Raw genomic sequence first — 25100 nt, 5'->3', positions numbered from 1 at the left:
CCGCCCCACCTTTCTAGTAAGCCGCCTAGTGGGCCTGTAGCTCAGTTGGTAGAGCAACTGACTTTTAATCAGTAGGTCTCCGGTTCGAACCCGGACGGGCTCACCATTTTTATCAACGGCTTAGATAAAAATGAAAATTACACTGGTTTTTCCAACGCATCGCAGACCGCCAAACCAACCGCCTGCGAAGCGTTGATTTCTAACCACAACTGCACCCCGACGCCTTGCGCGGGGTTTTGCGTTTTCCATCTGCCTGTCATGTTTTAGATGGTGATCCCGGCTGGGTTCGAACCAGCAACCTGCCCCTTAGGAGGGGGCTGCTCTATCCAGTTGAGCCACGGGACCGCCACGGACAGCTTTAGCAAGCTGGCGAGGGGGCGTCACCCGCAAAAATCTGAATGCCGGTTTCGGCATCCGACCTTGTGACGCCTTGCGCCTCGCTCATAATCTACGTTAGCGTGAGGCACTGGTTGAACAGCAGGATATTGCCTTTGTCACAGACCCCAAAACGCCCGTTAACGCTTCGTGATGTATCTGACGCCTGTGGTGTGTCTGAAATGACGGTCAGCCGCGTGCTGCGCAAACGTGGCGATGTGTCTGAGGCGACGCGCCTTCGGGTTCTGGCCGCCGCCAAGGAGTTGGGCTATGTGCCCAACCAGATCGCAGGATCGCTGGCGTCGCAACGGGTGAACCTTGTTGCCGTCATTATCCCGTCCCTGTCGAATATGGTTTTCCCCGAGGTTCTGAACGGCATCAATCAGGTGCTTGAGGATACGCCGCTTCAGCCTGTGGTTGGTGTCACCGATTACATGCCCGAGAAGGAAGAGCGGGTTTTGTACGAAATGCTGTCCTGGCGGCCGTCGGGTGTGATCATCGCGGGGCTGGAACATTCGGATGCCACCCGTGCCATGCTGAAGAACGCAGGCATTCCCGTGGTCGAGATCATGGATGTCGACGGTCGCCCGATTGATGCTGTCGTGGGGATATCGCACCGCCGTGCCGGTCAGGAAATGGCCAAGGCGATCCTGAAAGAGGGGTACGAGCATATCGGGTTCATGGGTACCAAGATGCCGCTGGACCACCGCGCCCGCAAACGGTTCGAAGGGTTCACCGAAGGCTTGGCCAAGGCCGGTATCGAGATAGAGGACCGTGCGTTTTATTCCGGTGGATCGGCCCTCGCCAAAGGCCGCGAGATGACCCAAGAGATGCTGGAAAGGTCGCCCGATCTGGATTTTCTGTATTATTCAAATGACATGATCGGTGCCGGAGGCCTGTTGTATCTTATCGATCAGGGCATTGATATTCCGGGCCAGATCGGGCTGGCGGGTTTCAATAACGTTGAGCTGTTGCAAGGCCTGCCACGGCAGTTGGCCACGATGGATGCGTGTCGCGCCGAAATCGGCCGTGCTGCGGCAAAGATCATTCTGAATGATACGCTGGACGAACCCGACCCCGATTTGCAAACCCATGTCACGATGACGCCAACCCTGTCATTGGGGGATACATTGCGTCGCAAGCGTAGCTGATGAACACCCTCACGCTGAGCAATCAAGACGCTCGGCGTCTGTTCCTGCACCGTCATTTGCTAAGTGATGCACCGCAGGGTGAGGCAAAAGGCGACGCGCTGTTGCAGGTCATTCAGGGCTTGGGCTTTGTCCAGCTGGACAGCATCAACACGGTTGCGCGGGCCCATGATCTGATCCTGTTTTCCCGCAAGCCCCGATACCGCCCCGAGGGGCTCAAGCGGCTTTATGAAAACGATGGTGCGCTTTTTGAACATTGGACCCATGATGCTGCCGTGATCCCGATGGCGTATTATCCCTATTGGGAAATGCGCCGCCAGCGTGATGCTGAAACCCTGCGCAAGCGCTATCGCAACTGGCACAAGCACGACTTTGAATCACAGTTCGATAAGCTTTTGGACCAGATCCGTGAACAGGGCCCTGTCTGTTCTGCCGATGTGGGCAAGGATGAAAAGCGGTCCAACAGTGGCTGGTGGGATTGGCATCCTTCCAAAACCGCGTTGGAATATCTTTGGCGCACCGGGGCATTGCATGTGGTCGGGCGCGACGGGTTCCAGAAACGCTATGACCTGACCGAAAGGGTGCTTGAGGCACATTTGAGTGACCCGACTGCCGCGCCGGATGAAACAGCGACGATCGACTGGTGCTGCAACGGCGCGTTGGAACGGCTGGGCTTTGCCACCCACACCGAACTGGCCGCGTTCTGGGATCACATTGGCCCCGCCGAGGCCAAAGACTGGGTGGCCCGTGAACTGGCAGATGGACGCTTGCAGCCGATCATGGTGACCTGCGCCAATGGCGAGACCCGTGGTGCCTTCGCCCGTCCTGACATCGCAAATGATCCCGCGCTGCAGATCGAACCGTCACCACGGTTGCGCGTTCTCAGCCCCTTTGATCCGGTCTTGCGCGACCGCAAAAGGGCGGAACGATTGTTTGGTTTTAACTACAGGGTGGAGATGTTCGTCCCCGAGGCCAAGCGCACCTATGGCTATTATGTTTTCCCGATCCTGCAAGGCGACAGCATTATTGCCCGCGTGGACATGAAGGCGTTTCGCGACCGTGATACTTTGGTGGTGCGTGCGCTTTGGCCAGAGCCGGGCACGCGGTGGGGCAAGGGCAAACAATCTGCCTTCGAGGCGGAGCTGACGCGGTTGACCAAGCTGGCAGGGGTCTCTCAGGTCAGCTTTGACGATGGATGGCTGCGAACACCCAATCCATAGTCAGATTGCGAAAACTTTTGGCAGATTGCGCGCGCAGTTTTCTAACGATGGCAATTTGTAAACATTTTGTTGACGTATTGCATTTCTCTGCCAGATTGATCGCAAAGGAATCATGACCATGCGTAAACTCACATCCCGACGGGCGAGGCTTTGCATATGACGCGGCATGTCGTTGTCATCGGTGCGGGCATTGTCGGCGTTTCCACGGCGATATGGCTCCGGCGTGCCGGTGCGCAGGTCACGATTATTGACCGCGCCAGTCCTGGTACAGGCACGTCGCATGGCAATGCTGGCGTGTTGGCGGCATCGGGGGTTGCACCGGTTACCGGCCCGGGGTTGCTGCGCAAGGCACCGTTCATGCTGCTGGACCGTGATGTGCCGCTGTACCTGCGCCTTTCCTATCTGCCGAGCCTGCTGCCGTGGTTGGTGAAATACATGGGCTATGCCAATGATGCCGACACGCGGCGCATTTCGGCGGCCCTTGCACCGATTGTCAGCGACAGCGTTGAGCAACATAAAAGCCTGACCGCCGATTTGGGCCTGTCCGATTGGGTGACCGACAGCGACTATGTCTTTGCCTATCGCCAGCGCGCCGACTTTGACGCCGAAGCCTATACATGGGCGCTGCGCGCGCAGGCCGGATTTTCCCCCCAGTTGATCGAAGGCGCGGGGGTGCGCGACTATGAGCCCGCATTAGGGTCTGAAATCAACTGTTTGGCCACGCTCAAGGATCACGGCTTCATCCGCGATCCGGGGGGCTATGTCGCCGCTTTGGCACATGCCTTTGAACAGGCGGGCGGCAAGGTGATGCAAGCCGAGGTCAAGGATTTCGACCTGACAGGTGGCACTGTGACCGCCGTGCAAACCACCCAAGGGACCGTCGCCTGCGATGATATCGTGCTGGCGACAGGGGTGTGGTCAAAGCCGCTGATGGCCAAGCTGGGGCTGAACGTGCCGCTTGAATCCGAACGCGGCTATCACGTGATATTCGAGGACGCGACCGGCGGACCAAGCCGCCCCATCATGATCGCAAGCGGCAAGTTCGTGGCCACCCCGATGGCGCAGGGTGTACGTTGCGCGGGTATCCTCGAGTTCGGCGGGCTGGAGGCTGACCCCTCGAAAGCACCGCTTGCATTGCTGCGCCGTCAGGCGAAAGCGGCGTTTCCGAACCTGAAAGCCGCCAATGAAATCGAATGGCTGGGGCACAGGCCCGCCCCCACCGACAGCCTGCCCCTGATCGGGCAGGTTGGCACCAGCCGGTTCTATACCGCCTTTGGTCACCACCATATCGGGCTGACCGGCGGGCCGAAAACCGGCCGTCTGATTGCAGGCATGATCATGGATCAACCCGGCAATACCGACATGAAACCCTATCACCCACAACGGTTCGGCAATGTTTGAACCATCAAAACCACCAACAAGGAGAGAGACATGAAACTGACCAACAAACTGATGACAGGCGTCGCGACTGCTGCGATTGCCATGACAAGCGCGCTGCCCGCACTGGCCGCCGAAAAATGGGATATGCCGATGGCCTATTCCGCGTCGAACTTCCATTCCGAAAACGGCATGACCTTTGCCAAATGCGTGACCGACGGCACGGCCGGAGAGATCGAGATTACCGTTCATCCCGGCGGGTCGCTGATCGCGGGCGCGGACATCAAGCGTGCCATCCAGACGGGTCAGGTGCAATTGGGCGAACGCCTGCTGTCCGGTCACCAGAACGAAAATGCGCTGTTCGGCTTTGATTCGATCCCGTTTCTTGCGCCGTCTTTCGACGATTCCGACAAGCTGTGGAAAGCCGCCAAGCCCAAGATCGAAGAGCTGCTGGCCGAACAGAACCTGACACTGCTGTATAACGTGCCATGGCCGCCCCAGGGTCTGTACTTCAAGAAAGACGTGAACAGCGTCGAAGACATGAAGGGCGTCAAATTCCGTTCGTACAACAACGCCACCAGCCGTTTGGCCGAACTGACAGGCATGTTGCCCGTCACAATCGAAGCTGCCGAACTTAGCCAGGCATTTGCCACGGGCGTTGCGGAATCGATGATCTCAAGCGGTGCGACCGGCTATGACCAGAAGGTCTGGGAAAGCCTGACCAACTTCTACGAAGTCGACGCCTGGCTGCCGCGTAACTATGTCATGGTGAACAACGATGTCTGGTCCAATGTGTCCGACGCCAACAAGGGCATCATCACCACCTGCGCAACCGAAGCTGAAGCTCGCGGTTTGCAAGCCTCCAAAGACTATACGCAGTTCACCTATGACGGTCTGCGCGATGGCGGCATGAAGGTTGAACCCGCAAGCGAAGAGCTGATGACCGGCCTGCGCGCCGTGGGGGACACCATGACATCCGAATGGCTGGAATCGGCCGGTGACGACGGCAAGGCCATCGTCGAAGGCTACAAATCGATGCAATAAGCATCCCCCGGCGGCCCCTTCAAACGGGCCGCCTTTCTATTTTGCCGAACGGAGATTTCCACATGAAAACCCTGCGCAAATCGCTTGATGCCCTCTACCTCGGTTCCGGGGCTTTGGCTGCCATCTGTCTGGTCGCGATCCTGTTGCTGATCGTGGTGCAAATGGTTGCCCGCTGGACCGGCGAAGTTTTCCCCGGTGCCGCAAGCTATGCTGGCTATGCCATGGCCGGTGCCAGTTTTCTGGCCTTTGCCAATGCGCTGAACCGCGGGTCGCATATCCGTGTGTCGATCTTGCTGAACGCGTTGCCTGACGGCCCCAAACGGCTGCTGGATATCTGGTGTTTCGGACTGGCTGCGGCGATTGCGTGGTATTTCACCTATTACGCCTATTGGTTCGTCTACTGGTCGTGGAAATTCAACGAGGTCAGTCAGGCCCAAGACGCCACTGCCTTGTGGATTCCGCAATCGGTGATGGTGATCGGGGGGGCGATCCTTGCCATTGCCCTGACCGACAATCTGCTGAACCTGATCGTAAAAGGCGAACACCGCCTGACCCGCGATCTTGTCGATCAAAGTTTTGGGGAATGATGCGATGACTGAACTTTACGCAATCGTCCTCTTTCTCGTCGTTCTTTTCTTCCTGCTTGGCACCGGCGTCTGGGTCGGCCTTGCCCTGATGGGGGTTGCCTGGGTCGGGATGGAGCTGTTCACCACCCGCCCCGTCGGCGACGCGATGGTCACGACGATCTGGGCCAGTTCCAGTTCATGGACCCTGACCGCCCTGCCGCTTTTCATCTGGATGGGCGAGATATTGTTCAGAACCCGCCTGTCGGAGGACATGTTCAAAGGCCTGTCGCCCTGGCTGGCCAAACTGCCGGGCGGGCTGGTCCATACCAATATCGTCGGCTGCACCGTCTTTGCGGCTGTGTCCGGATCTTCTGCCGCGACACTGACCACCGTGGGCAAGATGTCGATCCCCGAACTGCGGGCGCGGAATTACCCTGAAAAGATGATCATCGGCACGCTGGCCGGTGCCGCCACCCTTGGCCTGATGATTCCGCCATCGCTGGCGCTGATCGTCTATGGCGTGACCGTCAACGAAAGCATCACCAAACTGTTCTTTGCGGGCGTGTTGCCCGGCCTGTTTCTGGCGGTGATGTTCATGGCCTATGTGGCGTTTGTCTCGCTCACCTCCAAAGACTGGAACCCCACGGTTGAACGCGACATGAGTTTCGCCGACAAGCTGCGCAATTCGCGGTTCTTGCTGCCGGTATTTGCGCTGATCTCGGTTGTGATCGGGTCGATGTATCTGGGTTTCGCCACCGCGACCGAAGCCGCCGCGATTGGTGTGATCGGCGCGCTGATGCTGGCGCTTTTGCAAGGGTCGCTGAATTGGGAAAGTTTCCAGCAAAGCCTGATGGGCGCGATGCGTACCTCGGCGATGATCGCGCTGATCCTCGCGGGGGCCGCGTTTCTGAAGCTGTCGATGGGGTTTACCGGCTTGCCGCGCGCCTTGGCCGACGGCATCGCATCCTGGGAACTGTCGCGGTTCGAACTGCTGATGGCTCTGCTGGTGTTCTATATCGTGCTGGGCATGTTTCTGGACGGGATTTCGTCGGTTGTGCTGACAATGGCCGTGGTCGAACCCATGGTGCGCGATGCAGGGATCGACCTGATCTGGTTCGGCATCTTCGTCGTGGTTGTCGTCGAGATGGCACAAATCACCCCGCCCATCGGGTTCAACCTGTTCGTGCTACAAGGCATGACCGATCACGAAATGGGCTATATCACCAAGGCTGCATTGCCGATGTTCGCGATTATGGTGGTGATGGTGTTCGTGTTGATCTTTTTCCCTGATATTGCCACATGGTTGCCAGACAATATCAGACAAGGCCCGTCATGAACCAGTTCCCCAAGATACAGACTGTCGGCCTTAACGGTATTCTGATCAGCTTTGCCGACACCATGTCAGAGCCCGCAAATCGCGCCGCCTTGTCGTTTCGCGCCGCCATCGACGCTGCGGATTGGCCCGAAGTGTCCGAGACAAGCACATCGCTGGTGTCGACCTTTTTGCAGGTCGATCTGGTGACCCAGCCATTGGACGCGATGCTAACACGGCTGCATGATCTTCTGGACACCCAAGACTGGTACACAGCCCCTTTGCCTTCGGGCCGCACGCTGTGGCACATCCCGACGGTGTATGGCACCGATCTGGCCCCCCAGCTTGAGGAAGCCGCCGGACTGGCCGGGCTTGATCCCGATGCCGCGATTTCGCAGCTTTCACAGGCGCGGGTGCGCGTGCTGACCATCGGTTTTGCCCCCGGACAGCCCTATATGGGCGAGCTGCCGGAGAACTGGGATATCCCGCGCCAGCAGGCGTTGACGAAATCGGTGCCAGCGGGGGCCTTGATCGTTGCGATCCGCCAGTTGATCATCTTTACCAACGCCTCACCCACCGGATGGCGGCACATCGGCCAGACCGCGTTCAAGACATTCCGGCCGCACAGCGATAGCCCGTTTTCGCTGTCTCCGGGGGACGAGCTGTGTTTTCCATCCGTTTCGCGCAGTGCGTTTGACACGATCGTGGCCACCGACACATCCGGTGCGGGCGGTGCAGAGACCGAGGTGCTGTCATGACCACAACCCTTACCATTGTGCAGGCCGGCCCGGCGTTGACGATTCAGGACCGTGGCCGCGCGGGCTGGTTGGCCCAAGGGCTGACCAAGGGCGGTGCTGCCGATCTGGTGGCGCTTTACGAAGGCGCGGCATTGCTGGGCCAGTCCCCCGATCTGGCCGCGATCGAGATGACAGGCACCGGTGGCACCTTTACCGCTGACGCCGATATTCGCATTGCCCTCACCGGGGCCAGCATGGCCGCCAATATCGACGGCGAAGCCATCGTCTGGAACGCCAGCCACCTGCTGCCCGCCGGGGCCAGGCTGACCATTGGCGGGGCGACAACCGGCACCTACGGCTATCTGCACATCGGCGGCGGCATCACGACAGAGCCCTTGTTGGGCGCGCGTGCCAGCCATCTAAGCGCCGGTCTGGGGGCAGCGCTCAAATCCGGCGAACGCTTGCCGGTTGGCGCTGACAAGGGCCGTGGCACGGGCATGCAACTGCCGCGCGACACGCGCTTTGATGGCGGCGTCGTGCGTGTTGTCGCCAGCATGCAAACCGACCGTTTCACGGCCGAGGAACGCGACCGCTTTACCGCGACGCAATTCGCCCGCGACCCGCGTGCCAACCGCATGGGCGTGCGCATGGATCACGACGGCGCAGGCTTTCATGCCGAAGGCGGGCTGACCATCCTGTCCGAAGTCATCGTGCCGGGCGATATCCAGATCACCGGCGATGGCGCGCCTTTTGTGCTGATGGGTGAATCGCAAACCACGGGCGGTTATCCCCGCATCGGCACCGTGATCCCCCGCGATCTGCCGCGCGTGGCGCAAGCACCGGCAGGCACCAAGATCACGTTCGAATTCGTCACGCTTGAACAGGCCATCTTGCTAGAAACCCAGCACCGCCGCGACATCAAGGCGTTGCCGGGGCAGTTGACCGCGCTGATCCGTGACCCTGCAACCATCAAGAACCTGCTTTCCTACCAACTGGTCGGGGGGATGACCTCGGCCACGGACAACCCGTTTGAAAAGGACACATGACATGACCACCGTCGATCTGAACGCCGATATGGGCGAAAGCTTTGGCCCGTGGACAATGGGCGATGACGCGGCTTTGCTGAAAATCATCAGCTCGGCCAATATTGCCTGTGGCGGCCATGCGGGCGACGCTGATGTGATGGCGGCCACGATGAAGATGGCGCATGAAAACGGCGTCGGCATTGGCGCGCATCCGGGATTCATGGACATCGCAGGCTTTGGCCGCAACCGCATGTCGGTGCCGCGTGGCACTTTGCAAAATCAGGTCCGCTATCAGGTCGCCGCAAGCGTTGGCATGGCGCGCAGTATCGGGGCGCAGGTGCGCCACCTGAAACTGCACGGCGCGCTGGCCAATATGGCGTCCGAGGATGAAACCCTTGCCCGTGATCTCTATGAGGCGGCGCTGAGCGTTGCCCCCGATCTGATCATCATGGTGTTGTCTGCAACGGCGCAACAGGACGCCGCGCAGTCACTGGGCTGTAAATGGGCCGGAGAGATCTTTGCCGATCGCGCCTATAACGACAACGCCACGCTGGTGGACCGGTCAAAGCCCGGTGCCGTGATCCATGATGCGGCCCTTGCCGGTGACCGGATGGTAAAAATGGTTCAGGCGGGCGCAATCATCACCGAAAGCGGCAAACACATCCCCGCTGCCATCGACACGATCTGCCTGCACGGCGACACCCCCGAAGCGGTTGATATCGCGCGTTCGGTCAAATCGGCACTGCAAAAGGCCGGCATCGCGTTGAAATGTTTTGAAGGTCGGGTGGGGGCCTAGCCCAAGCGTCTGCCGCCGGATCGGTGCCTATTCCGCGTCGATCCGGTTTTGCTTTTTATAGGTGAACACACTGCGCTTTGAATGGGCTTCGTCCAGAATGAACCCTTGGTCCGCAAAGGCGCGTTTGCATTCCTGCATGCCGGGGCGGTGGTACACTTTGCGGTGCAGTTCGATAATCACCAGATCCACATCGGATAGATCGGCCCCGCGCAGGAAATCCAGTTCGGCCCCTTCGATATCCATCATCAGGACATTGTGGCGAAAATCCTTGCGCAGTTTTTCGTACTGGATGGTTTTGACTTTGACCTCTTCGACATCGGGTTCGTTGTTTTCAGCGAAAACCCGCGAGCCAAGGAAATTCTTGCGCACAAAGAAATCAATCGTCTTGGGCGCGTCCTTGCCCGCGACAACGGCTTTGTTCTGAACCGTGTTGCGGTCGGTCAGACCGTTATGGGCGTATAATTCGTTGATGGCGGGCAACAGGTTCGGGTTTGCCTCGAACGACATGATTTGCACATCGGGGATGTTCTTGGTCAGGATCGCGCCCACGGTGCCAGACCCTGCGCCCATCTCGATCACCCGGTCGCCCGGTTTGATGCAGCCCAGACCTGCGTCGATCTCGGGCTTTTCAAAGGATCCGTCGATCATGGTTTCAAGGATGCGCCGCTTGAGATGTCTGCCGCCCAGAATTTCAACGTTATGAAGGGTCGCGCGCACATCGGGTGCTGCTGTTGCTTTTTTTGTGCCTGCCATCAATTCGTCCCTGTGGTGTTTTATTTGGGTTTCCCACTATCTTGGGCGCATATTGCAGTGGGCGGGCCCATGTTCGCAAGCTTGATCTGGTCAGATGTGAAACCTGTGGCTTTCAGCAGCGCCTTGAATTGCCACGCAGCCCTGTTTGAAGCGCGTATCAACTGCTAATGTGGCGCTGAACAGCGGCCAAGGCAGGATGTTAACACCATGAATATATCTTCGACGGCTGGGGCTGCTGGCTTTGCAATTGATCCGGGCGTGCCGTTGGTCGATGGGATCATCTCCGTTGACGGTGCCGTGCTTGTTCATCGTCCCAGAACCGAAGGGTGGCGGATCAAGGCAAGCGTGTACGACGCGCAGCAAGCCGAAGTGCCGCAAGCGATTTGCTGGCATTCCGAAGGGCAGCCCGCCACGGTCGAGGCCGGGTTTCCCCGACCCAACCGGATCACGCATCTCGCGGGGACTTGGCTGTTTGGCGGGGTGTACAACCCGCAGTTCGGTCATTTCTTTAGCGAGACGATGGCCCGTGTCTGGGCCTTGGATCATATCGACGAAAAGATCGAGGGCGTGTTGTTTTTTCCGGCCTACACCACCTATCAAGACATGGTGGAAAGCAGCTTTGACGATCTGTTTTCCATTTTCGATACGCGGTTCAACTGGAAAATTGTGGATCAGTTCTATCAGGTGGATAAGTTGATTATCCCGCCCCAGGGCAGCGGTATCAAAACCGATATGATGTCGTCGCCGGAATACCGTGCGTATCTTCGCGGGCATGTCCGGGATGATCTTGCGCCGACAGGACATGACAAAATCTATATCTCGCGGTCGGAATTTATCGAAAAGCGGCGCAGCATTCTTGGGGAAACCGCGCTGGAAGGATTGCTGGAGGCCGAGGGCTATCTGGTCTTTCATCCGCAAAACCACAGCCTTGCCGATCAGGTGCGGCACTACAGATCGGCGCGCCATATCATCGGGCCCGACGGATCGCCCTTTCATCTGGTGAACTATGTCTGCGGGGCTGATACCAATGTGGCGATCATCAAGCGGCGTAAATCAATCGAATACCGGTATATGCTGGATCAGACACGCTGGTTTCAGGCAGGCACCGGTATTCCGCTGGATCACTGCCTGTCCTACTGGGCACCGGCTGGTGTGCGCCGTGCCGCCCTGATGATGTCGGCCGAGGTGGATTTTGCCGCGATGGCGCAGGTGCTGTTGAAACACGGCATGATTGACGATGCAGGACCATGGCAGGCGCTGGACAAAACAGCGCTCGAGGCCGACCTGAAACGCTTTGGGGCGTCGATGGGCTGTGACATGCACCAAGTGCGCGGCGACGGGCAATCGCTGGCGGATGTGCCGCTTTTGGCGAATGGCGAAAGCCCGCAGGTCTTCTGGCGCTAGGGCGGGCCGCTTAATCCAGTACAGTTGTGTTGAAATCACCGCGCAATCCGGCCTCGAGCAGTTCAAGGTCGGGCGAGCAGTCGGTGTATTGCGCGACCATCCCCGGCGGGATGACAAAGGCGTCACCGGGTTGCAAATCGCGGGGGTCTTGGCCTTCGGCGGTGAGGGTCATCGACCCTTCCATGACAAAGGTGAAATGGATGTCGGCGTCGTGTTTGCTGGGCGGCGGGGTTTGCCCGTCAACGCGCACGACCTGAATACCTGCCACGCCTTTGGTGCCGTCGCTGATGCCTGTGTCGCGCGCGGTAAAGCCGGGGATGCGGAACGGCTGCCAAACTGCGCCGTCTTTCAGGTGATGCACAAAACGCTGGCCGTCCCATTCGCGCATGGGGTCGCCTGTGCCGTTGGGCAGCGTCATCTCGTGGTCGATGGTGGTCACATGTTCGGCAGGCACACCGATTTCGATCACTTCGATGTTGGGCGATGCTTCGACCACGCGGTGCCGGATGCCGGGGGGCTGGGTCACGCAATCGCCTGCATGCAGGCGGATCATGTCGCCTTGATCCTCGTACAGGACATCGACCCAACCGCGGTAGCAAAAGATCAGCTGAAACCCGACCGTGTGGTAATGCACCATGTCCGGCACGGGGCCGCCATCTGGGATGCGGATATGGCTGGCGATGATCGACCCGCCAAGCCGCGAAGGGATCAGATCGCGATAATGCATTCCTGCGCGGCCAATGACCCAAGGGGCCTCGTCGCGCAGGCGGCGCACGGCGAATTCATGCTGTGTTTGTGGTTGGTCAACCGTTGGCGACAGCGGGGCGATTTCAATCTGCGTACCGTTTGGGGCCACCAGCGCGCGGGCACCACCGGCAAAGCTGTCGGGATCATCGGTCAGGATGCGGATTTTACCGGGCGGCACATCTGCGCCTTTTTCGATCCGGATGCGCAGGCCGTGACCGGAGAAGCTGGCCACAGACGGGTCATCGGCGGGAAAGATACTGTCCAACCGCAGGCCAAGCGTTTTGGTAAAGAACGGCAGGTCATCGCGCAGCTCTTTTGTGGGCAGCAAAACTTCGGCTTGGATCGGGTGTGTCATGTCAGGCTTCCGCTGTGGTTTTCGGCGACACTGGCACTAATCGCTGGCATCCTCAACGGTCTGTTGTGTCTCGGGGCTTGCCACACTGATACGGGGCAGGCCGCCCATTTCGGGCCGGCGGCTTAGCGCGCGCAGCACCGGTTTGTTCAGCGATACGGCACCGCCGGTTTCACGCACGACGATGTAGATGCCGCTGGTAATGATGATGCCCGCGCCCAGAAATGTCATCAGGTCGGTTGTTTCGTCAAAGAACAGCCAGCCGAACAGCGCTGCCCAGATGATCTGGCTGTATTGCATCGGGGCCACCAGCGCAGCATCGGCAAGGGTATAGGCGCGGATCATCAGGGTCATCGCAAGGACCGCCAGCACAGATACGGCCAGCACCAGCCCCAAATCCTCAATCGGCATGGGGACATAGACGAAGGGCAGAAGGCACAGCATCACCACAAAATTCGCCATCAGCGGATAAAGCAACAACACCTCGCGGCGTTCCTGGCCGCCGATCTTGCGCATCACGACGGCGGTGAGTGCGGTGCCAAAGGCAGAGATGAACGCGGCCAGATGGCCAAGCCCCAGATCAGCCGTGCCGGGGCGCAGCACGACCAGCACGCCCAACATGCCGACCACCACGGCCACCCAACGGTGCGCGCGCACGACTTCGCCCAGAATGGGAACGGACAGGATCGTGATCAGGATCGGGGCGGCAAACAGGATCGCATAGGTTTCGGCCAGGGGCAGGACGGAAAAAGCGTAGAAGGCGCTGAAGCCGCCGACCACAACCGCAACCGTGCGCACCAGTGCCAGAAACGGCGATCTCGGCCGCAAATTCGCGGCGGTCTTGTCACTGATCAGCATCAGCGTCACGACAGGAAAGCTGAGCAGGACGACAAAGAAAACGATCTGCACCGGAGAATATTTTTCCCCAAGCTGTTTGATCGCGGCGTCATGGGTCGCATAGACGCCAAAGGCAACCAGTCCAGTCACCATCCCGCGCAAGGTGGACCCAAGTGCGACAGACGGTTCAGCAACGTTGTTTGTCTGGTTCATACCGTCTGCCTGGTCTTTGGGGGCGGTGCCACCCCGACCCGTTTTCAGGTCGGGGCGGTCAAGGTTTAGAGGCTGGCGTCGAGTGCGGCCAGAATCGCATCGCCCATTTGTGTGGTCGAGATCGGCGTGCCGTCCTCTGGTCCCATCAGATCGGCTGTGCGTGCACCATCGGCCAGCACCTTTTCAACGGCTTGCTCAAGGCGTGTCGCCTCGTCGCCCTGATCAAAGGAATAGCGCAGCGCCATTGCAAAGCTCAGGATGCACGCGATCGGGTTCGCCTTGCCCTGGCCCGCGATATCGGGGGCAGAGCCGTGTACGGGTTCGTACAGCGCCTTGGGGCGACCATCGGCATTGGGGGCACCCAAAGACGCGGATGGCAACATGCCAAGGCTACCGGTCAGCATCGCGGCACAGTCAGACAGGATGTCGCCGAACAGGTTGTCGGTGACAATCACGTCAAACTGCTTGGGCGCGCGGACCAGCTGCATCGCGCCGTTATCGGCGTACATGTGGGTCAGTTCGACATCCGGGTAATCTTCGTCATGTACTTTTTGCACGACTTCACGCCACAGGATGCCCGATTCCATCACGTTGGCTTTTTCCATCGAACAGACCTTGTTACCACGGCGGCGGGCCAGTTCGAACGCCGACCGCGCGACGCGGTCAATCTCGGATTCGGTGTAGCGCTGGGTGTTGATGCCGACCCGCTCGTTGCCTTCTTCGAAAATACCGCGTGGTTCGCCGAAATAGACGCCCGACGTCAGTTCGCGCACGATCATGATGTCCAGACCTGCGACGATGTCTTTTTTCAGCGACGAGAAATCCGCCAGGGCGTCAAAGCACTGCGCTGGACGCAGGTTGGAAAACAGGTCCATTTCCTTGCGCAGACGCAGCAAGCCGCGTTCGGGCTTTACGCTGAAATCCAGCACATCGTATTTTGGCCCGCCCACGGCACCCAGCAATACGGCATCTGCCGCCAGTGCCTTGGCCATCGTGTCGTCATGCAGGGGGGTGCCGTGCTTGTCATAGGCGGCACCGCCGACCAGATCATGTTCGACATCAAACGCCAGATCACGTTTTTCGCCATACCAGTCAATGATACGGACAACTTGGTCCATGACCTCGGGGCCGATGCCGTCACCGGCGAGGATAAGCAATGTTGGGTTGGCCATTGGAAAACTCCTGAAAAATATGTTGCAAGCGGCGTAGCGCGGGCAGCTTGGGGCGTCAAGAACGGCTAACGGTCGAGATCGACCCAGATCAGGCTGTGGCGGCTGGCTGCGGGGGTCCGGACCATGCCTGATGCCACGACGCGCCAGTCGGTTGAGGGCAGCACATAATCGACGCGCATATCGCCAAGCCCGTCGAATGTTGCGGTCGGCTGACCTTTCAGGGGATCGCGAAGGCGGGGGTGGTCCAGCAATCTTCGGATCGCCGGTTTCAATCCTTCGCCCTTGTCGGGGTCATTGTTCATATCCCCAAGCAGCACGAATTTTTCAACCGGTGGCGCGGCGAAGGCACCAGCAAGGAAGTGATCCCAAAACACGATCTCATCAAGATTTCGCAGGCCGTTGCGGTCTTCGGGGCCATCAAAGACCGGCGGCGTGGCGTGGGATGTCATCAGTGTGACAGCCCCAAGCGTGGGCGTTTCAACGGGCACAACCCAGTGCCCATGGGAAGACAGACGTTGGATGTCCTGCGCGGCATCCGATGGAAAGGGGCCTGATTTTGTCACGGGCAAAGATGCTGCGGGCAGATCGCGCCACAAAAGGGCGGAATAATCCTGAACCTGATTTTTCACGACAGGGTAGCGCGACAGGATCGCCATGGCACCATCGCCGAAAAACCGGCCAAAGCCCTGCGCATCGCGCGGCCCGCCGGTCTTGCCGTCGCCATCCATATCCAAGTTTGTTTTCAGCCCCGCATTCGGGGGCAGTGCGAACCGGGTGGCATAATCGGGACCATCGCGGGCAATCAGCTCGGCAAATGCAGCCAGCGCTGTCCCTTGCAGATCATAGTCAAACCCCTGAACGATCAACACATCGGGGGACGACTCGATAATCGTCTGCACGACGGCGGTGATCTGCGGATCATCGCCTTTCAGTATATCACGCAGCAACAGGCCGGGGCCGTCTCGGGAAAGTTCGGTGTTGTAGGTGGCGATGCGGATCGGCTCGGCCGGTAAGGCTGCGGGCAGGACCAGCAGCCCTGCAATCAGGCGAGCTGCATTCCTTTTTCGTCTGCCTCCGCAGCATAGGCGCGGCGGCGCTTTTGCTCGATCATGTCCGCGATCTTGCCCATGGCAATGCCGCGCATAATGATACTGGCAGGAAGAAAGGCCCATGCGGCGACTGTCCAAATCTGGGTTTGCGGGTTCTGCAATGTAATCGGGTCTATCAGATCGGCGGCTGCCTTGACTACTGCAGGGATCAGGAAGGGCAGCAGGAAACCCAGCACGATATTGATCCGCGCATCGCGATGCAGACGGTGGATAACATCGCCACCGGCGGTCGGATCAAACAAGGGCAGGTTCACCCAGACGTTAAACGCGCCCTTGCGGGCCGGCCAGTTCATGATCCGTACCAGCACAAGGAACGCGGCCATCGACATGAGCGAGATCAGATAAGCCATTCCTGCCGACACCCGAACCGAGTTGACCAGTTCATAGCTTGAATTTTCCGGCAGCATCAGCACGATCATGCGCACTGGCGAAAACGGAAAGTCCATCGCGTTGCCAATGATTGTCCCGATGGAGGTCAATGCGCTTGAGGTTACCGAGGGGTGTGCTTTGTCCTGCAAAATCAGCGTGAGCACAATCACGGTTGCAAACAGGGATGCAAAACGAAGCCGGTTAAACGGCGGCGCGTCGCGGAACTCCACTATGCTGGGGTAATTGGAGTTATATTCGACGAAGGTGAGGAAATAGGCCAGCAGCGCCACCAACATGGTGATCTGGCTGGAATCGGTTATGATATCCGGCAGCATCAAGGCTGGTGTGGCGACTAACAACGCCACAAGGATGCCACGCGCTCCCGCGCCTGATATACGTGCAATCACTAAACTACCCTTCCAAGACTGGCCAGCCGCGATACGATGCCGCGTGCTTGTTCCAACTTGTTGCCTTCGGTTCCAAAGGCCTGCCTCATTCTTGCCCAATTTGTGCCTTCTTTCGCCTTAGTTCTCAAGTCTGTTCGTTAATATGACTTAATATATCTGGCATTTTGAAGAAGAGGGTGGTGCGTTCTTGCATCATTAGTTGGGTAAAAATAAGGCAAAACACAAGATGTAGTGGGCCACTGGGAGGGGCCCACTACATTGTCAAAAATGGATAACCACAGGTAGAATCGAGCTTAGACCCAAGGGCGTGCTTGCGATGCGCTGGCTTCGAAGCTGTCGATGGATGCGGCTTTTTCCATGGTCAAACCAATGTCGTCCAGACCGTTCATCAGGCAGTGCTTTTTAAAGCTGTCGACCTCGAAGCTGAAAACCTCGCCGTCAGAGCTGGTGATTGTCTGTGCTTCCAGATCAACTTCGATACGGGCGTTGGCCCCTTTTTCAGCGTCTTTCATCAAGACATCGACCTGCTCTTGCGGCAGGGCAATCGGCAGGATGCCGTTCTTGAAGCAGTTGTTATAGAAAATATCGGCATAGCTGGGCGCGATCACGCAGGTGATCCCGAAATCGGCAATCGCCCAAGGCGCGTGTTCGCGCGACGACCCGCAGCCAAAGTTATCGCCTGCAACAAGAATCTGTGCATCGCGGTACTGGGGCTTGTTCAACACGAAATCGGGGATTTCGTTGCGGTCGTCATCATAGCGCATTTCGTCAAACAGGTTCACGCCAAGGCCGGACCGTTTGATGGTTTTCAGGAACTGCTTTGGAATGATCATATCGGTGTCGATATTGATCAGGGGCAGGGGGGCGGCGATGCCGCTGAGGGTGGTAAACTTGTTCATGACTGAACTCCAGTTTGTGAACCGTCAGGCTGTGTTTCTGCGGTCTGTTCATCGGGTGCGTCACACACGCCGTCAATAATCTGACGAAGCGCTTTGCGCACATAAGGTTTGGATGTGATGCGATTTGAGGACACGCTGACTGCGCCGGAAACGCCGCGGGTCAAGATGCCGGAGGCTGACATTTCCCCCATCATCGCATGCGCCTGCGCCGGATTGACCCGAAGCTTGGCCATCAGATCGGCAGTGTTCACTCCAATGCGTGTGGTGCGGGCGTGGAATACCGCCAGCCCATACTGGTAACGGTTATAGCTGCCCGCCATTGCCGCCGCCGGTGCAGATGCACCGATGGCTGGCAACAGTGGCGTCAGGCTGGCCGCGCCGATCATGGAGAGAAAACTGCGTCTGTGCATGCTATGTCCTTTGTGGCTGGCAAGGGGCGAACCCCTTGCCAATGCCTTACATCATCTCGCGTACATCGGTCAGTCTGCCGGTAATCGCCGCAGCCGCAGCCATTGCGGGCGACATCAGGTGGGTGCGTCCGCCCCGGCCCTGACGGCCCTCAAAGTTGCGGTTCGACGTTGCAGCGCAGCGTTCGCCCGGTGCCAACTGGTCCGGGTTCATCGCCAGACACATGGAACATCCGGCCAGACGCCATTCAAAACCGGCCTCCTTAAAGATGTCGGCAAGGCCTTCTTCCTCGGCCTGTGCGCGTACAAGGCCGGAGCCCGGAACGATCATGGCACGCATGCCTTCCTTGATCTTCTTGCCCTTCAGGATCGCGGCAGCTGCGCGCAAATCCTCGATCCGGCCGTTGGTGCAAGACCCGATAAACACGGTGTCGATTTCGATGTCGGTCAGCGCCATGCCTTCGGTCAGGCCCATATATTCGATGGACCGTTTCGCCGCATCAACCTTGCCACCCTTGAAGTCGGAGGCAGCAGGTACTTTGGCTGTGATCGGCAGCACGTCTTCGGGCGATGTGCCCCAGGTGACCGCTGGCGCGATGTCTTCGGCCTTGATGGTGATCACCTTGTCCCAATGCGCGTCGTCATCGGAATACAGTGTCTTCCACCATGCAAGGGCGGCTTCCCATTGTGCGCCTTTGGGGGCGTGCGGGCGACCCATGCAGTATTCGTATGTCTTTTCATCCGGCGCGATCAGGCCAGCGCGTGCGCCGCCTTCAATGGCCATGTTGCAGACAGTCATGCGGCCTTCCATCGACAGGTCGCGGATTGCTTCGCCGCAATATTCGATGACATAGCCGGTGCCGCCGGCTGTGCCGGTTTCACCAATTACGGTCATGGTGATGTCTTTGGCGGTCACACCTGCCGGCAGCTTGCCGGTGATCTCGACCTTCATGTTTTTCGATTTCTTCTGGATCAGCGTTTGCGTGGCCAGAACATGTTCAACCTCGGATGTGCCGATACCGTGGGCCAATGACCCGAACGCACCATGTGTCGCTGTGTGGCTGTCGCCGCAAACAACGGTCATGCCGGGCAGGGTCCAGCCCTGCTCGGGGCCGACGATGTGCACGATGCCCTGACGCACGTCGGACACAGGGTAATAGTGCAGGCCGAATTCCTTGGCGTTGGTATCCAGGGCAGCCACCTGAACGCGGCTGTCTTCGGTCATTGTGGCCGCATTGGCGCGGTCCAGCGTGGTGGGCACGTTGTGATCGGGTACCGCGATTGTCTGATCCGGGCGACGCACGGTGCGGCCGGTCATGCGCAAACCTTCAAAGGCCTGCGGGCTGGTTACTTCGTGCACCAGATGGCGGTCGATGTACAACAGGCAGGTGCCATCGTCAGCTTCATGCGCGACATGGGCATCCCAGATTTTATCATAGAGCGTTTTGGGGGACATGTGGTCCTCTCCCGTATATTAAGTGTGGTTGGGGTGTTCAGATGGTGCGCGCAGGGGCGCAGGCAGGCAGGCGTTATAGTCGCGCCAGCACGGTGTGGGTCGCCCCGAAAAAGCGTTCGCGCAAGCGGGCGCGGTCGCAAATGTTGAACAAGTCGTCTGAAACATGTGTCATATCGCGCTGATTAGACCCTTTCGGCCCTGCAAGCAAGGATTCTGACAAGGAACATCGCGGGCAAATGCGGGCATATTGGCGAGCCGGCCATGGGGCGGGCGGATCACTGCTTGCTCAATCAGGCTGATTGTCCCACCATTGGACCAAGTTTCAAATACCTGTCCGCGAGATGCCCACCCATGACCCCTGATCCTTACGTTAGTTTTATCGAAAGCGTTCAGGCGCTGATCGCGGGCGGCATGAGCCTAGCGGAAAGCCTGATCCATCCGGGCTGGCGTCAATACCAGATCCTAATTCTGATCGTTGTGGCCCTTGCCTCTTGGGCGTTGCACCACCTGTCGGGAAACTGGATTCAATCATGGGTCCGCAGCCACGAGGGCTGGTCCAAGTGGCAGTTGCGCATGGTCGTCCAGATCAAGCGGCGGCTTGGCCTGATCTGGTTCGCCGTCATTGCGGGCATGATCTATCTTGTGATGCAGAACATCACATGGCCGTCGCGGTCTTACCTGATCGGCATTTTCGCGACATTGGTGCTGGTCTGGGTCTGTATTGCCTTTGCCGCGCGGCTGGTCCGCAACCGCCCGATGCGCCGCTTGGTGACATGGGGCCTGTGGATTTACGCGACGCTATATTTCCTGAACGTTGTCGAAGATGTGTCGGCATTTCTGGATTCGCTGGCGCTGCATGTCGGAGATTTCAGGTTGTCCCTTCTTACGGTGATTACTGCGCTTGTGGTGATTGGTTTGTTCTTCTCGATTGCGCGAATTGTCAGCCAGACGACCGCCGCGACCATTCGCAAGAACGAAGACATCAGCCCGTCGATGCAGGTGCTGGCAGTCAAAGGGATCCAGCTGACATTCTACGGCATTGCGTTCTTTCTGGGGGTCAAGGCGGTTGGCATTGACCTGACCGGGCTTGCGGTGCTGTCCGGTGCGATTGGTGTGGGCCTTGGTTTTGGTCTGCAAAAGGTCGTGTCGAACCTTGTTTCAGGGATCATCATCCTGATCGACAAGTCGATCAAACCGGGCGATGTGATCAGCCTTGGCGAAACCTTTGGTTGGATTCAGACTTTGGGCGCGCGTTACGCGTCGGTTGTGACACGGGATGGCAAGGAATACCTGATCCCGAACGAAGACCTGATTACCGGACAGGTGGTGAACTGGTCGCATTCCAACGATTTTGTGCGTCTCGATATCTATTTTGGCACGGCTTATGGGGATGATCCTCATTTGGTGCGCAAACTGGCGATCGAAGCGGCCAAAGGCGTCAACCGCGTGTTGGCCAATAATGCGCCGGTGTGCCATATCGTCGGATTTGGCGACAGCAGCGTGGATTATATCCTGCGGTTCTGGATCAAGGACCCGACAGCCGGACTGACCAACATTCGCGGTAATGTCTATCTGGCGCTTTGGGACACGTTCAAGGAAAACAACATCTCGATCCCGTTCCCGCAACGCGAGGTCAGGATGCTTGAAGGGTAACGCAACGAGTTTATACTGCTATTTGCTCTCTAGTGACCTAAGTAAATGCTGCATATTTGTTATGGCCTCATGGATTATGAAGCGAGGGTCACTATCATAAGTATCGAATTCTTTTAAGAGTTCATTTATTATTAAATCGCTATTCCTAATGTGAAATGCAATTGTGAATGAAGAGGTATCGAACACGCCTGCACTAGCGACGACTTTTATTAATTCGGTTGGTTGAATAATGTCCCCGAATGCGCACATCGAAAGTCGACCTCTTATTTTGAACCGATCTGATTTCTCATCTAGTTCTTTAAGGCTGGCGATCGAGCGGTTTACATGCTTAGCTAAAAATAATCGCATCTGTCCATATTTCTTGCGATCTACCGATTTTCGATGCCTGAAACTAAGTATTTGAGCTGATATTCCAAGTATTGAACCTGTTACTCCCCCTAGAAGCGCTGGAAGAACCACATTAAGCTCTACTATAGTCATATTTTTTCCTAATAATTTAAGGTTTTTGACGGGAAACTACACGGCAACCAATTAACTTTATGTCACAGGCGACGTAATGAAGAGAAAGAATGACGTTATAAAAAAATGACGTTATATCGTCCATCTGCATTGATCTCATAGGGATTTTTCGTCGGGTATTCGAAGCAAGCTTTTTATAGTACGTAAGTAAGTCGCGATTTGCGACGTTACGTAGAATGTTGGTGCAAGTGTCAAGAATGATACTCAAAATAATTTCGCCCTTATGGATCAGGGCTGGCGCGACCTGTTTGTCAGATACGCGGGCAGCTGAACCAGCGGGTGGTTGGAACCCGGCCCTGTCGCGATGCGTTTTCCCCGCAAAGGAGAACAAAATGTCCGATAGAAGTATCCTCAAGTCAAAGTCCGCAGTGACCCACGACACCAACCACTAGGTGTTCAGCCGGCCCGACGGGATGGCGTTCGAGCCCGGACAGGCCGCGGAGATTGCCGTTCAGAAAGACGGCTGGAAGGACAAAGGCCGCCCCTTTACCTTTACGTCGATGCCGTCCGATTCCGATCTGGAATTCGTGATCAAAACATACCCCGACCATGATGGCGTGACAGAGCAGATGTCCCTGCTGGAACCGGGTGCCGAAGTGACCATCGACGGTCCTTTTGGCGCGATCCAAGATCAGGGGCCGGGTGTTTTTCTGGCCGCCGGTGCCGGCATCACGCCATTCATCCCGATTCTAAAAAAGCGCGCCCTTGATGGCCGGATGGAGGGATCACATCTGATATTTTCGAATAAAACCGAAAAAGACATCATCCTGCGCGGCCAATGGGAGGCAATGCAGGGCCTAAAGACAACTTTCATCGTAACGGATGAAGAAGTCGCTGGATTGCACAATGGTCAGATCGATAAGTCCTTTCTGGAGGCGGAAATAAAGGGTTTTAACCAGAAATTTTACCTGTGCGGGCCCGGCGGTTTTGTGGTTGCAATGCGTGACGCCTTGAAAGAACTTGGCGCGAAACAAGGCAGCATTGTCACAGAAGACGGCTGGTAAGCGCCTGATCACCTTGCTTGTCATTGAAATTTGACCCATGGGAGCATATCGTAAGGTATCCCCAGCGCCGGGGGACTGTCGGCGCGCCTAAAGGAGGACAATGTCCTGTCTACTCTCTCAAACGCAGCTCCCACTGCGCAGCCGCAGGCAGCTATGATGACTGTCGATGCAAATGTAACATCAAGCGATGCTTTGCTTGCTTCCATTCTATCCCAGTTGGACGACGATAAAGCCGAAGAAATCGTGCAGATTGATCTGCGCGGCAAGACGGCTATCGGCGACTATATGGTTGTTTGTTCCGGCCGGTCCTCGCGTCAGGTGACGTCGATTGCCGAAAAGCTGGCACAGATGGTCAAGGACGAGTACGGCCGCACGCCGCGCGTCGAAGGTAAAGACACAGGCGACTGGGTCTTGATCGATACGGGTGACGTGATTGTTCACGTATTCCGCCCCGAAGTGCGCGAATTCTATCAGCTGGAAAAGATGTGGATGCCTACAGACACACCTGAACCGCCAGCCGTAATGCCACACTAAGCCCGCAAGGCTTTTTGGTATGCGCGTTCATATCTGTGTGGTCGGGCGTTTGCGCGCCGGACCAGAAAAAGACCTGATCGACGACTACCTGAAACGGTTTGATCGAACGGGTCGCGCATTGGGCCTTGGGCCTGCACAAATCCTCGAAGTCGAAGACAAGAAAAACGGCGGGATGGCCGCGGAAGCGGCTTTGCTGCGCCGCGCTATTCCTGACGGGTCCCTGATCTGCGTTCTGGATGAACGCGGAGGGGTCGAATCGTCACCCGATTTTGCGAACCGGCTTGGCGGGTGGCGCGATCAGGGCCGCGGCGACGTGGCATTTGTCATTGGCGGCGCGGATGGCATCGCCAAAGACCTGCGCAAAGACGCGGATCACGCAGTGTCATTTGGCAAAATGGTCTGGCCGCATATGCTGGTGCGCGTGATGCTGACCGAACAATTGTACCGCGCGGCCTCGATCCTATCCGGTGGCCCGTACCATCGGATCTAAGCTTACTTGAGCTTCACTTTTTTGATGTCTTTTGCCCAACCATCAACGGTGTCACGGGCCTGAACGCCCACTTCGGCTGTGCCTGCGGGAATCGCTATGCCCGAAAGCGACCGTGTGAGGGGCTGTTCGTCAACATGCGGGTGGATCAGTTCGCGAACGGCGATCTGTTTGCCCGAACTATCAAGAATCCGCCAAGCATCGGCGAAATGGCCCCACCCATCGTCGCCGTGGCTGATGGTAACGTCAAATGTCCAAAGCCCGCCGGACTGGTTGGCGTGGACGTTTTGAATCACGGGGTTGTCTGCGGCGGCTGCCTGCGCAGTTAAGATCATTGCGAGGGTAATTGCAGTCTTAAACATAATTCCACCAATACTATTAGCCTCAGACATAGGGCGTCGACATCAGCTTTCCAAGAGGATGCGCCGAGACTCCGAGGTGAATTCACGCCGCCAGATGATAATAAGAGTAACAATCGCGGCAATTGCCAAGGGAATGGGCCCGACCAGCCAAGCCAGACTTGCCAGCGCAAAATAAAGCGACCGCAGCCCGCGGTTGAAGCTCCGCGCTGCGGTGATGTTGATCTCGGCGGCTTTCGACGCCAGTTTCGGCGCGCGCGGGTCTTGCGTGTCGTTTGGCACAGCCGCCATCAGAACAGAGCAATAGCCGAACAGCCGGTTTGACCAGACAAATTTCAGGAATGCGTTGGTCAAAAAGAACAGCGGCAGCAGCATCTTGATCTCCCACACGATTGTGGGAAGGTCGGTCAGAGATAAATCTTCGACGACCGTTGCCATCTGTTCGGAATTGCCAAGCAGCGCCAATGTACCCCCCAAAGCGATGACGCTGGTTGAGGCGAAAAATGCGGTGCTTTGGCGGAGCGTGCCCAGAATATGGGCATCAAAGATCCGTGGTTGACGGGTGATCAGCTGAACCATCCATTCGCGCCGATGTGCCGCCATGAGCTGTGACATGGAAGGGCGTTTGGAGCCTGCGTTTTCAATCATCCAGCCAATGACGACCCAAACGGCGAAAATGCACGCCAGCGCTGCGCTATCTAGGGGCCCAAAAAGGGTGATGCGATCCATCCAAGTCATGCAATGATGCATACGCCTTACGGTTCCAGCTTGCCAATGGCATAAATTGGTCATATTATTTTACCAAATTGGAGGTGCTCG

At 57.7% G+C, this 25100-nt stretch carries 27 protein-coding genes and 2 tRNA genes; 15 read left to right on the top strand and 14 right to left on the bottom strand.

Annotated elements, in window-relative coordinates; translation table 11 throughout:
- Positions 1-30: 30 nt before the first annotated feature.
- A tRNA-Lys gene (locus ACSQ13_RS15770) sits at positions 31-106 on the top strand.
- Between the two features lie 162 nt (positions 107-268).
- Here ACSQ13_RS15770 and ACSQ13_RS15765 read toward each other — a convergent pair.
- Positions 269-345, bottom strand: a tRNA-Arg gene (locus tag ACSQ13_RS15765).
- A gap of 146 nt (positions 346-491) precedes the next feature.
- On the opposite strand from ACSQ13_RS15765, the gene ACSQ13_RS15760 reads away from it, so the two are divergent.
- The 9 genes from ACSQ13_RS15760 to ACSQ13_RS15720 all read left to right on the top strand — a co-directional run bounded on the left by ACSQ13_RS15760 (position 492) and on the right by ACSQ13_RS15720 (position 9600).
- On the top strand, positions 492-1526 hold the full coding sequence (locus ACSQ13_RS15760) for a LacI family DNA-binding transcriptional regulator (RefSeq protein WP_176251099.1): 1035 nt from the start codon (positions 492-494) through the stop codon (positions 1524-1526).
- Positions 1526-2743: a winged helix-turn-helix domain-containing protein gene (locus tag ACSQ13_RS15755; RefSeq protein WP_295510610.1), complete on the top strand. Its 1218-nt coding sequence runs from the start codon at positions 1526-1528 to the stop codon at positions 2741-2743. Before ACSQ13_RS15760 ends, ACSQ13_RS15755 begins: the two co-directional genes overlap by 1 nt.
- A gap of 156 nt (positions 2744-2899) precedes the next feature.
- A complete protein-coding gene (locus tag ACSQ13_RS15750) occupies positions 2900-4144 on the top strand; it encodes an NAD(P)/FAD-dependent oxidoreductase (protein ID WP_295510609.1) in 1245 nt (414 codons plus the stop codon).
- A 30-nt stretch (positions 4145-4174) separates the two neighbouring features.
- Complete coding sequence (locus tag ACSQ13_RS15745; protein ID WP_176251096.1) at positions 4175-5164, top strand: TRAP transporter substrate-binding protein; 990 nt, start codon at positions 4175-4177, stop codon at positions 5162-5164.
- A gap of 62 nt (positions 5165-5226) precedes the next feature.
- Positions 5227-5751, top strand: coding sequence for a TRAP transporter small permease (locus ACSQ13_RS15740; RefSeq protein WP_176251095.1), 525 nt, complete (start codon positions 5227-5229; stop codon positions 5749-5751).
- Between the two features lie 4 nt (positions 5752-5755).
- On the top strand, positions 5756-7066 hold the full coding sequence (locus tag ACSQ13_RS15735; protein ID WP_295510606.1) for a TRAP transporter large permease: 1311 nt from the start codon (positions 5756-5758) through the stop codon (positions 7064-7066).
- Positions 7063-7800: a 5-oxoprolinase subunit B family protein gene (locus ACSQ13_RS15730; protein ID WP_176251093.1), complete on the top strand. Its 738-nt coding sequence runs from the start codon at positions 7063-7065 to the stop codon at positions 7798-7800. Before ACSQ13_RS15735 ends, ACSQ13_RS15730 begins: the two co-directional genes overlap by 4 nt.
- The gene (locus ACSQ13_RS15725) at positions 7797-8825 is read left to right on the top strand and encodes a biotin-dependent carboxyltransferase family protein (protein ID WP_295510598.1); all 1029 of its coding nucleotides are present in this window, start codon (positions 7797-7799) and stop codon (positions 8823-8825) included. The genes ACSQ13_RS15730 and ACSQ13_RS15725 overlap by 4 nt, the downstream gene beginning before the upstream one ends.
- A 1-nt stretch (position 8826) precedes the next feature.
- Positions 8827-9600, top strand: a complete 774-nt coding sequence (locus ACSQ13_RS15720) for a LamB/YcsF family protein (RefSeq protein ID WP_176251091.1) — start codon at positions 8827-8829, stop codon at positions 9598-9600.
- 27 nt (positions 9601-9627) lie between these two features.
- Here ACSQ13_RS15720 and ACSQ13_RS15715 read toward each other — a convergent pair whose 3' ends face one another.
- A complete protein-coding gene (locus tag ACSQ13_RS15715) occupies positions 9628-10353 on the bottom strand; it encodes an FkbM family methyltransferase (RefSeq protein WP_176251090.1) in 726 nt (241 codons plus the stop codon).
- 207 nt (positions 10354-10560) lie between these two features.
- On the opposite strand from ACSQ13_RS15715, the gene ACSQ13_RS15710 reads away from it, so the two are divergent.
- Entirely contained in the window at positions 10561-11757 is a 1197-nt protein-coding gene (locus ACSQ13_RS15710; RefSeq protein ID WP_295510594.1) for a glycosyltransferase family 61 protein, read from the top strand.
- Between the two features lie 10 nt (positions 11758-11767).
- Here ACSQ13_RS15710 and ACSQ13_RS15705 read toward each other — a convergent pair whose 3' ends face one another.
- The 9 genes from ACSQ13_RS15705 to ACSQ13_RS15665 all read right to left on the bottom strand — a co-directional run bounded on the left by ACSQ13_RS15705 (position 11768) and on the right by ACSQ13_RS15665 (position 19897).
- The gene (locus tag ACSQ13_RS15705; protein ID WP_176251088.1) at positions 11768-12859 is read right to left on the bottom strand and encodes a cupin domain-containing protein; all 1092 of its coding nucleotides are present in this window, start codon (positions 12857-12859) and stop codon (positions 11768-11770) included.
- A 36-nt stretch (positions 12860-12895) separates the two neighbouring features.
- Positions 12896-13906 (bottom strand): DMT family transporter, encoded by a 1011-nt coding sequence (locus tag ACSQ13_RS15700; protein WP_176251087.1) that lies wholly within the window; start codon positions 13904-13906, stop codon positions 12896-12898.
- Positions 13907-13971: 65 nt separating this feature from the next.
- Positions 13972-15078, bottom strand: a complete 1107-nt coding sequence (gene leuB, locus ACSQ13_RS15695) for a 3-isopropylmalate dehydrogenase (RefSeq protein WP_176251086.1) — start codon at positions 15076-15078, stop codon at positions 13972-13974.
- Positions 15079-15143: 65 nt separating this feature from the next.
- Entirely contained in the window at positions 15144-16076 is a 933-nt protein-coding gene (locus tag ACSQ13_RS15690) for an endonuclease/exonuclease/phosphatase family protein (RefSeq protein ID WP_435988254.1), read from the bottom strand.
- 44 nt (positions 16077-16120) lie between these two features.
- Complete coding sequence (locus tag ACSQ13_RS15685) at positions 16121-16963, bottom strand: hypothetical protein (protein WP_295510587.1); 843 nt, start codon at positions 16961-16963, stop codon at positions 16121-16123.
- Positions 16964-17256: 293 nt separating this feature from the next.
- Complete coding sequence (gene leuD / locus ACSQ13_RS15680; RefSeq protein ID WP_176251084.1) at positions 17257-17862, bottom strand: 3-isopropylmalate dehydratase small subunit; 606 nt, start codon at positions 17860-17862, stop codon at positions 17257-17259.
- Positions 17859-18272, bottom strand: coding sequence for a hypothetical protein (locus ACSQ13_RS15675; RefSeq protein WP_295510583.1), 414 nt, complete (start codon positions 18270-18272; stop codon positions 17859-17861). Before ACSQ13_RS15675 ends, leuD begins: the two co-directional genes overlap by 4 nt.
- A gap of 46 nt (positions 18273-18318) precedes the next feature.
- A complete protein-coding gene (gene leuC, locus ACSQ13_RS15670; RefSeq protein WP_176251082.1) occupies positions 18319-19725 on the bottom strand; it encodes a 3-isopropylmalate dehydratase large subunit in 1407 nt (468 codons plus the stop codon).
- 73 nt (positions 19726-19798) lie between these two features.
- Entirely contained in the window at positions 19799-19897 is a 99-nt protein-coding gene (locus tag ACSQ13_RS15665) for a hypothetical protein (RefSeq protein WP_037954076.1), read from the bottom strand.
- Between the two features lie 179 nt (positions 19898-20076).
- Here ACSQ13_RS15665 and ACSQ13_RS15660 point away from each other — a divergent pair, with 179 nt between their 5' ends.
- Positions 20077-21378, top strand: coding sequence for a mechanosensitive ion channel family protein (locus tag ACSQ13_RS15660; protein ID WP_435988123.1), 1302 nt, complete (start codon positions 20077-20079; stop codon positions 21376-21378).
- 18 nt (positions 21379-21396) lie between these two features.
- Here the strand turns inward: ACSQ13_RS15660 and ACSQ13_RS15655 are convergent, their stop codons facing one another.
- Entirely contained in the window at positions 21397-21858 is a 462-nt protein-coding gene (locus ACSQ13_RS15655) for a hypothetical protein (RefSeq protein ID WP_295510574.1), read from the bottom strand.
- A 452-nt stretch (positions 21859-22310) separates the two neighbouring features.
- On the opposite strand from ACSQ13_RS15655, the gene ACSQ13_RS15650 reads away from it, so the two are divergent.
- The 3 genes from ACSQ13_RS15650 to rlmH all read left to right on the top strand — a co-directional run bounded on the left by ACSQ13_RS15650 (position 22311) and on the right by rlmH (position 23925).
- Positions 22311-22901: an FAD-binding oxidoreductase gene (locus ACSQ13_RS15650; protein ID WP_295510571.1), complete on the top strand. Its 591-nt coding sequence runs from the start codon at positions 22311-22313 to the stop codon at positions 22899-22901.
- A gap of 156 nt (positions 22902-23057) precedes the next feature.
- Positions 23058-23435: a ribosome silencing factor gene (gene rsfS, locus ACSQ13_RS15645; protein WP_176251078.1), complete on the top strand. Its 378-nt coding sequence runs from the start codon at positions 23058-23060 to the stop codon at positions 23433-23435.
- Positions 23436-23454: 19 nt separating this feature from the next.
- Positions 23455-23925 (top strand): 23S rRNA (pseudouridine(1915)-N(3))-methyltransferase RlmH, encoded by a 471-nt coding sequence (gene rlmH, locus ACSQ13_RS15640; protein ID WP_176251077.1) that lies wholly within the window; start codon positions 23455-23457, stop codon positions 23923-23925.
- A gap of 2 nt (positions 23926-23927) precedes the next feature.
- On the opposite strand, the gene ACSQ13_RS15635 is transcribed toward rlmH, so the two are convergent.
- Positions 23928-24284, bottom strand: a complete 357-nt coding sequence (locus tag ACSQ13_RS15635; protein WP_295510567.1) for a hypothetical protein — start codon at positions 24282-24284, stop codon at positions 23928-23930.
- 42 nt (positions 24285-24326) lie between these two features.
- Positions 24327-25019, bottom strand: a complete 693-nt coding sequence (locus ACSQ13_RS15630; RefSeq protein WP_176251075.1) for a DUF599 domain-containing protein — start codon at positions 25017-25019, stop codon at positions 24327-24329.
- Positions 25020-25100: the final 81 nt, after the last annotated feature.

It is taken from the genome of Sulfitobacter sp. SH22 (assembly GCF_965641905.1).
Classification (GTDB): Bacteria; Pseudomonadota; Alphaproteobacteria; order Rhodobacterales; family Rhodobacteraceae; genus Sulfitobacter.
The sequence above is the reverse complement of the archived record's forward strand: the minus strand, read 5'-3'. Positions and strand labels throughout refer to the sequence as shown.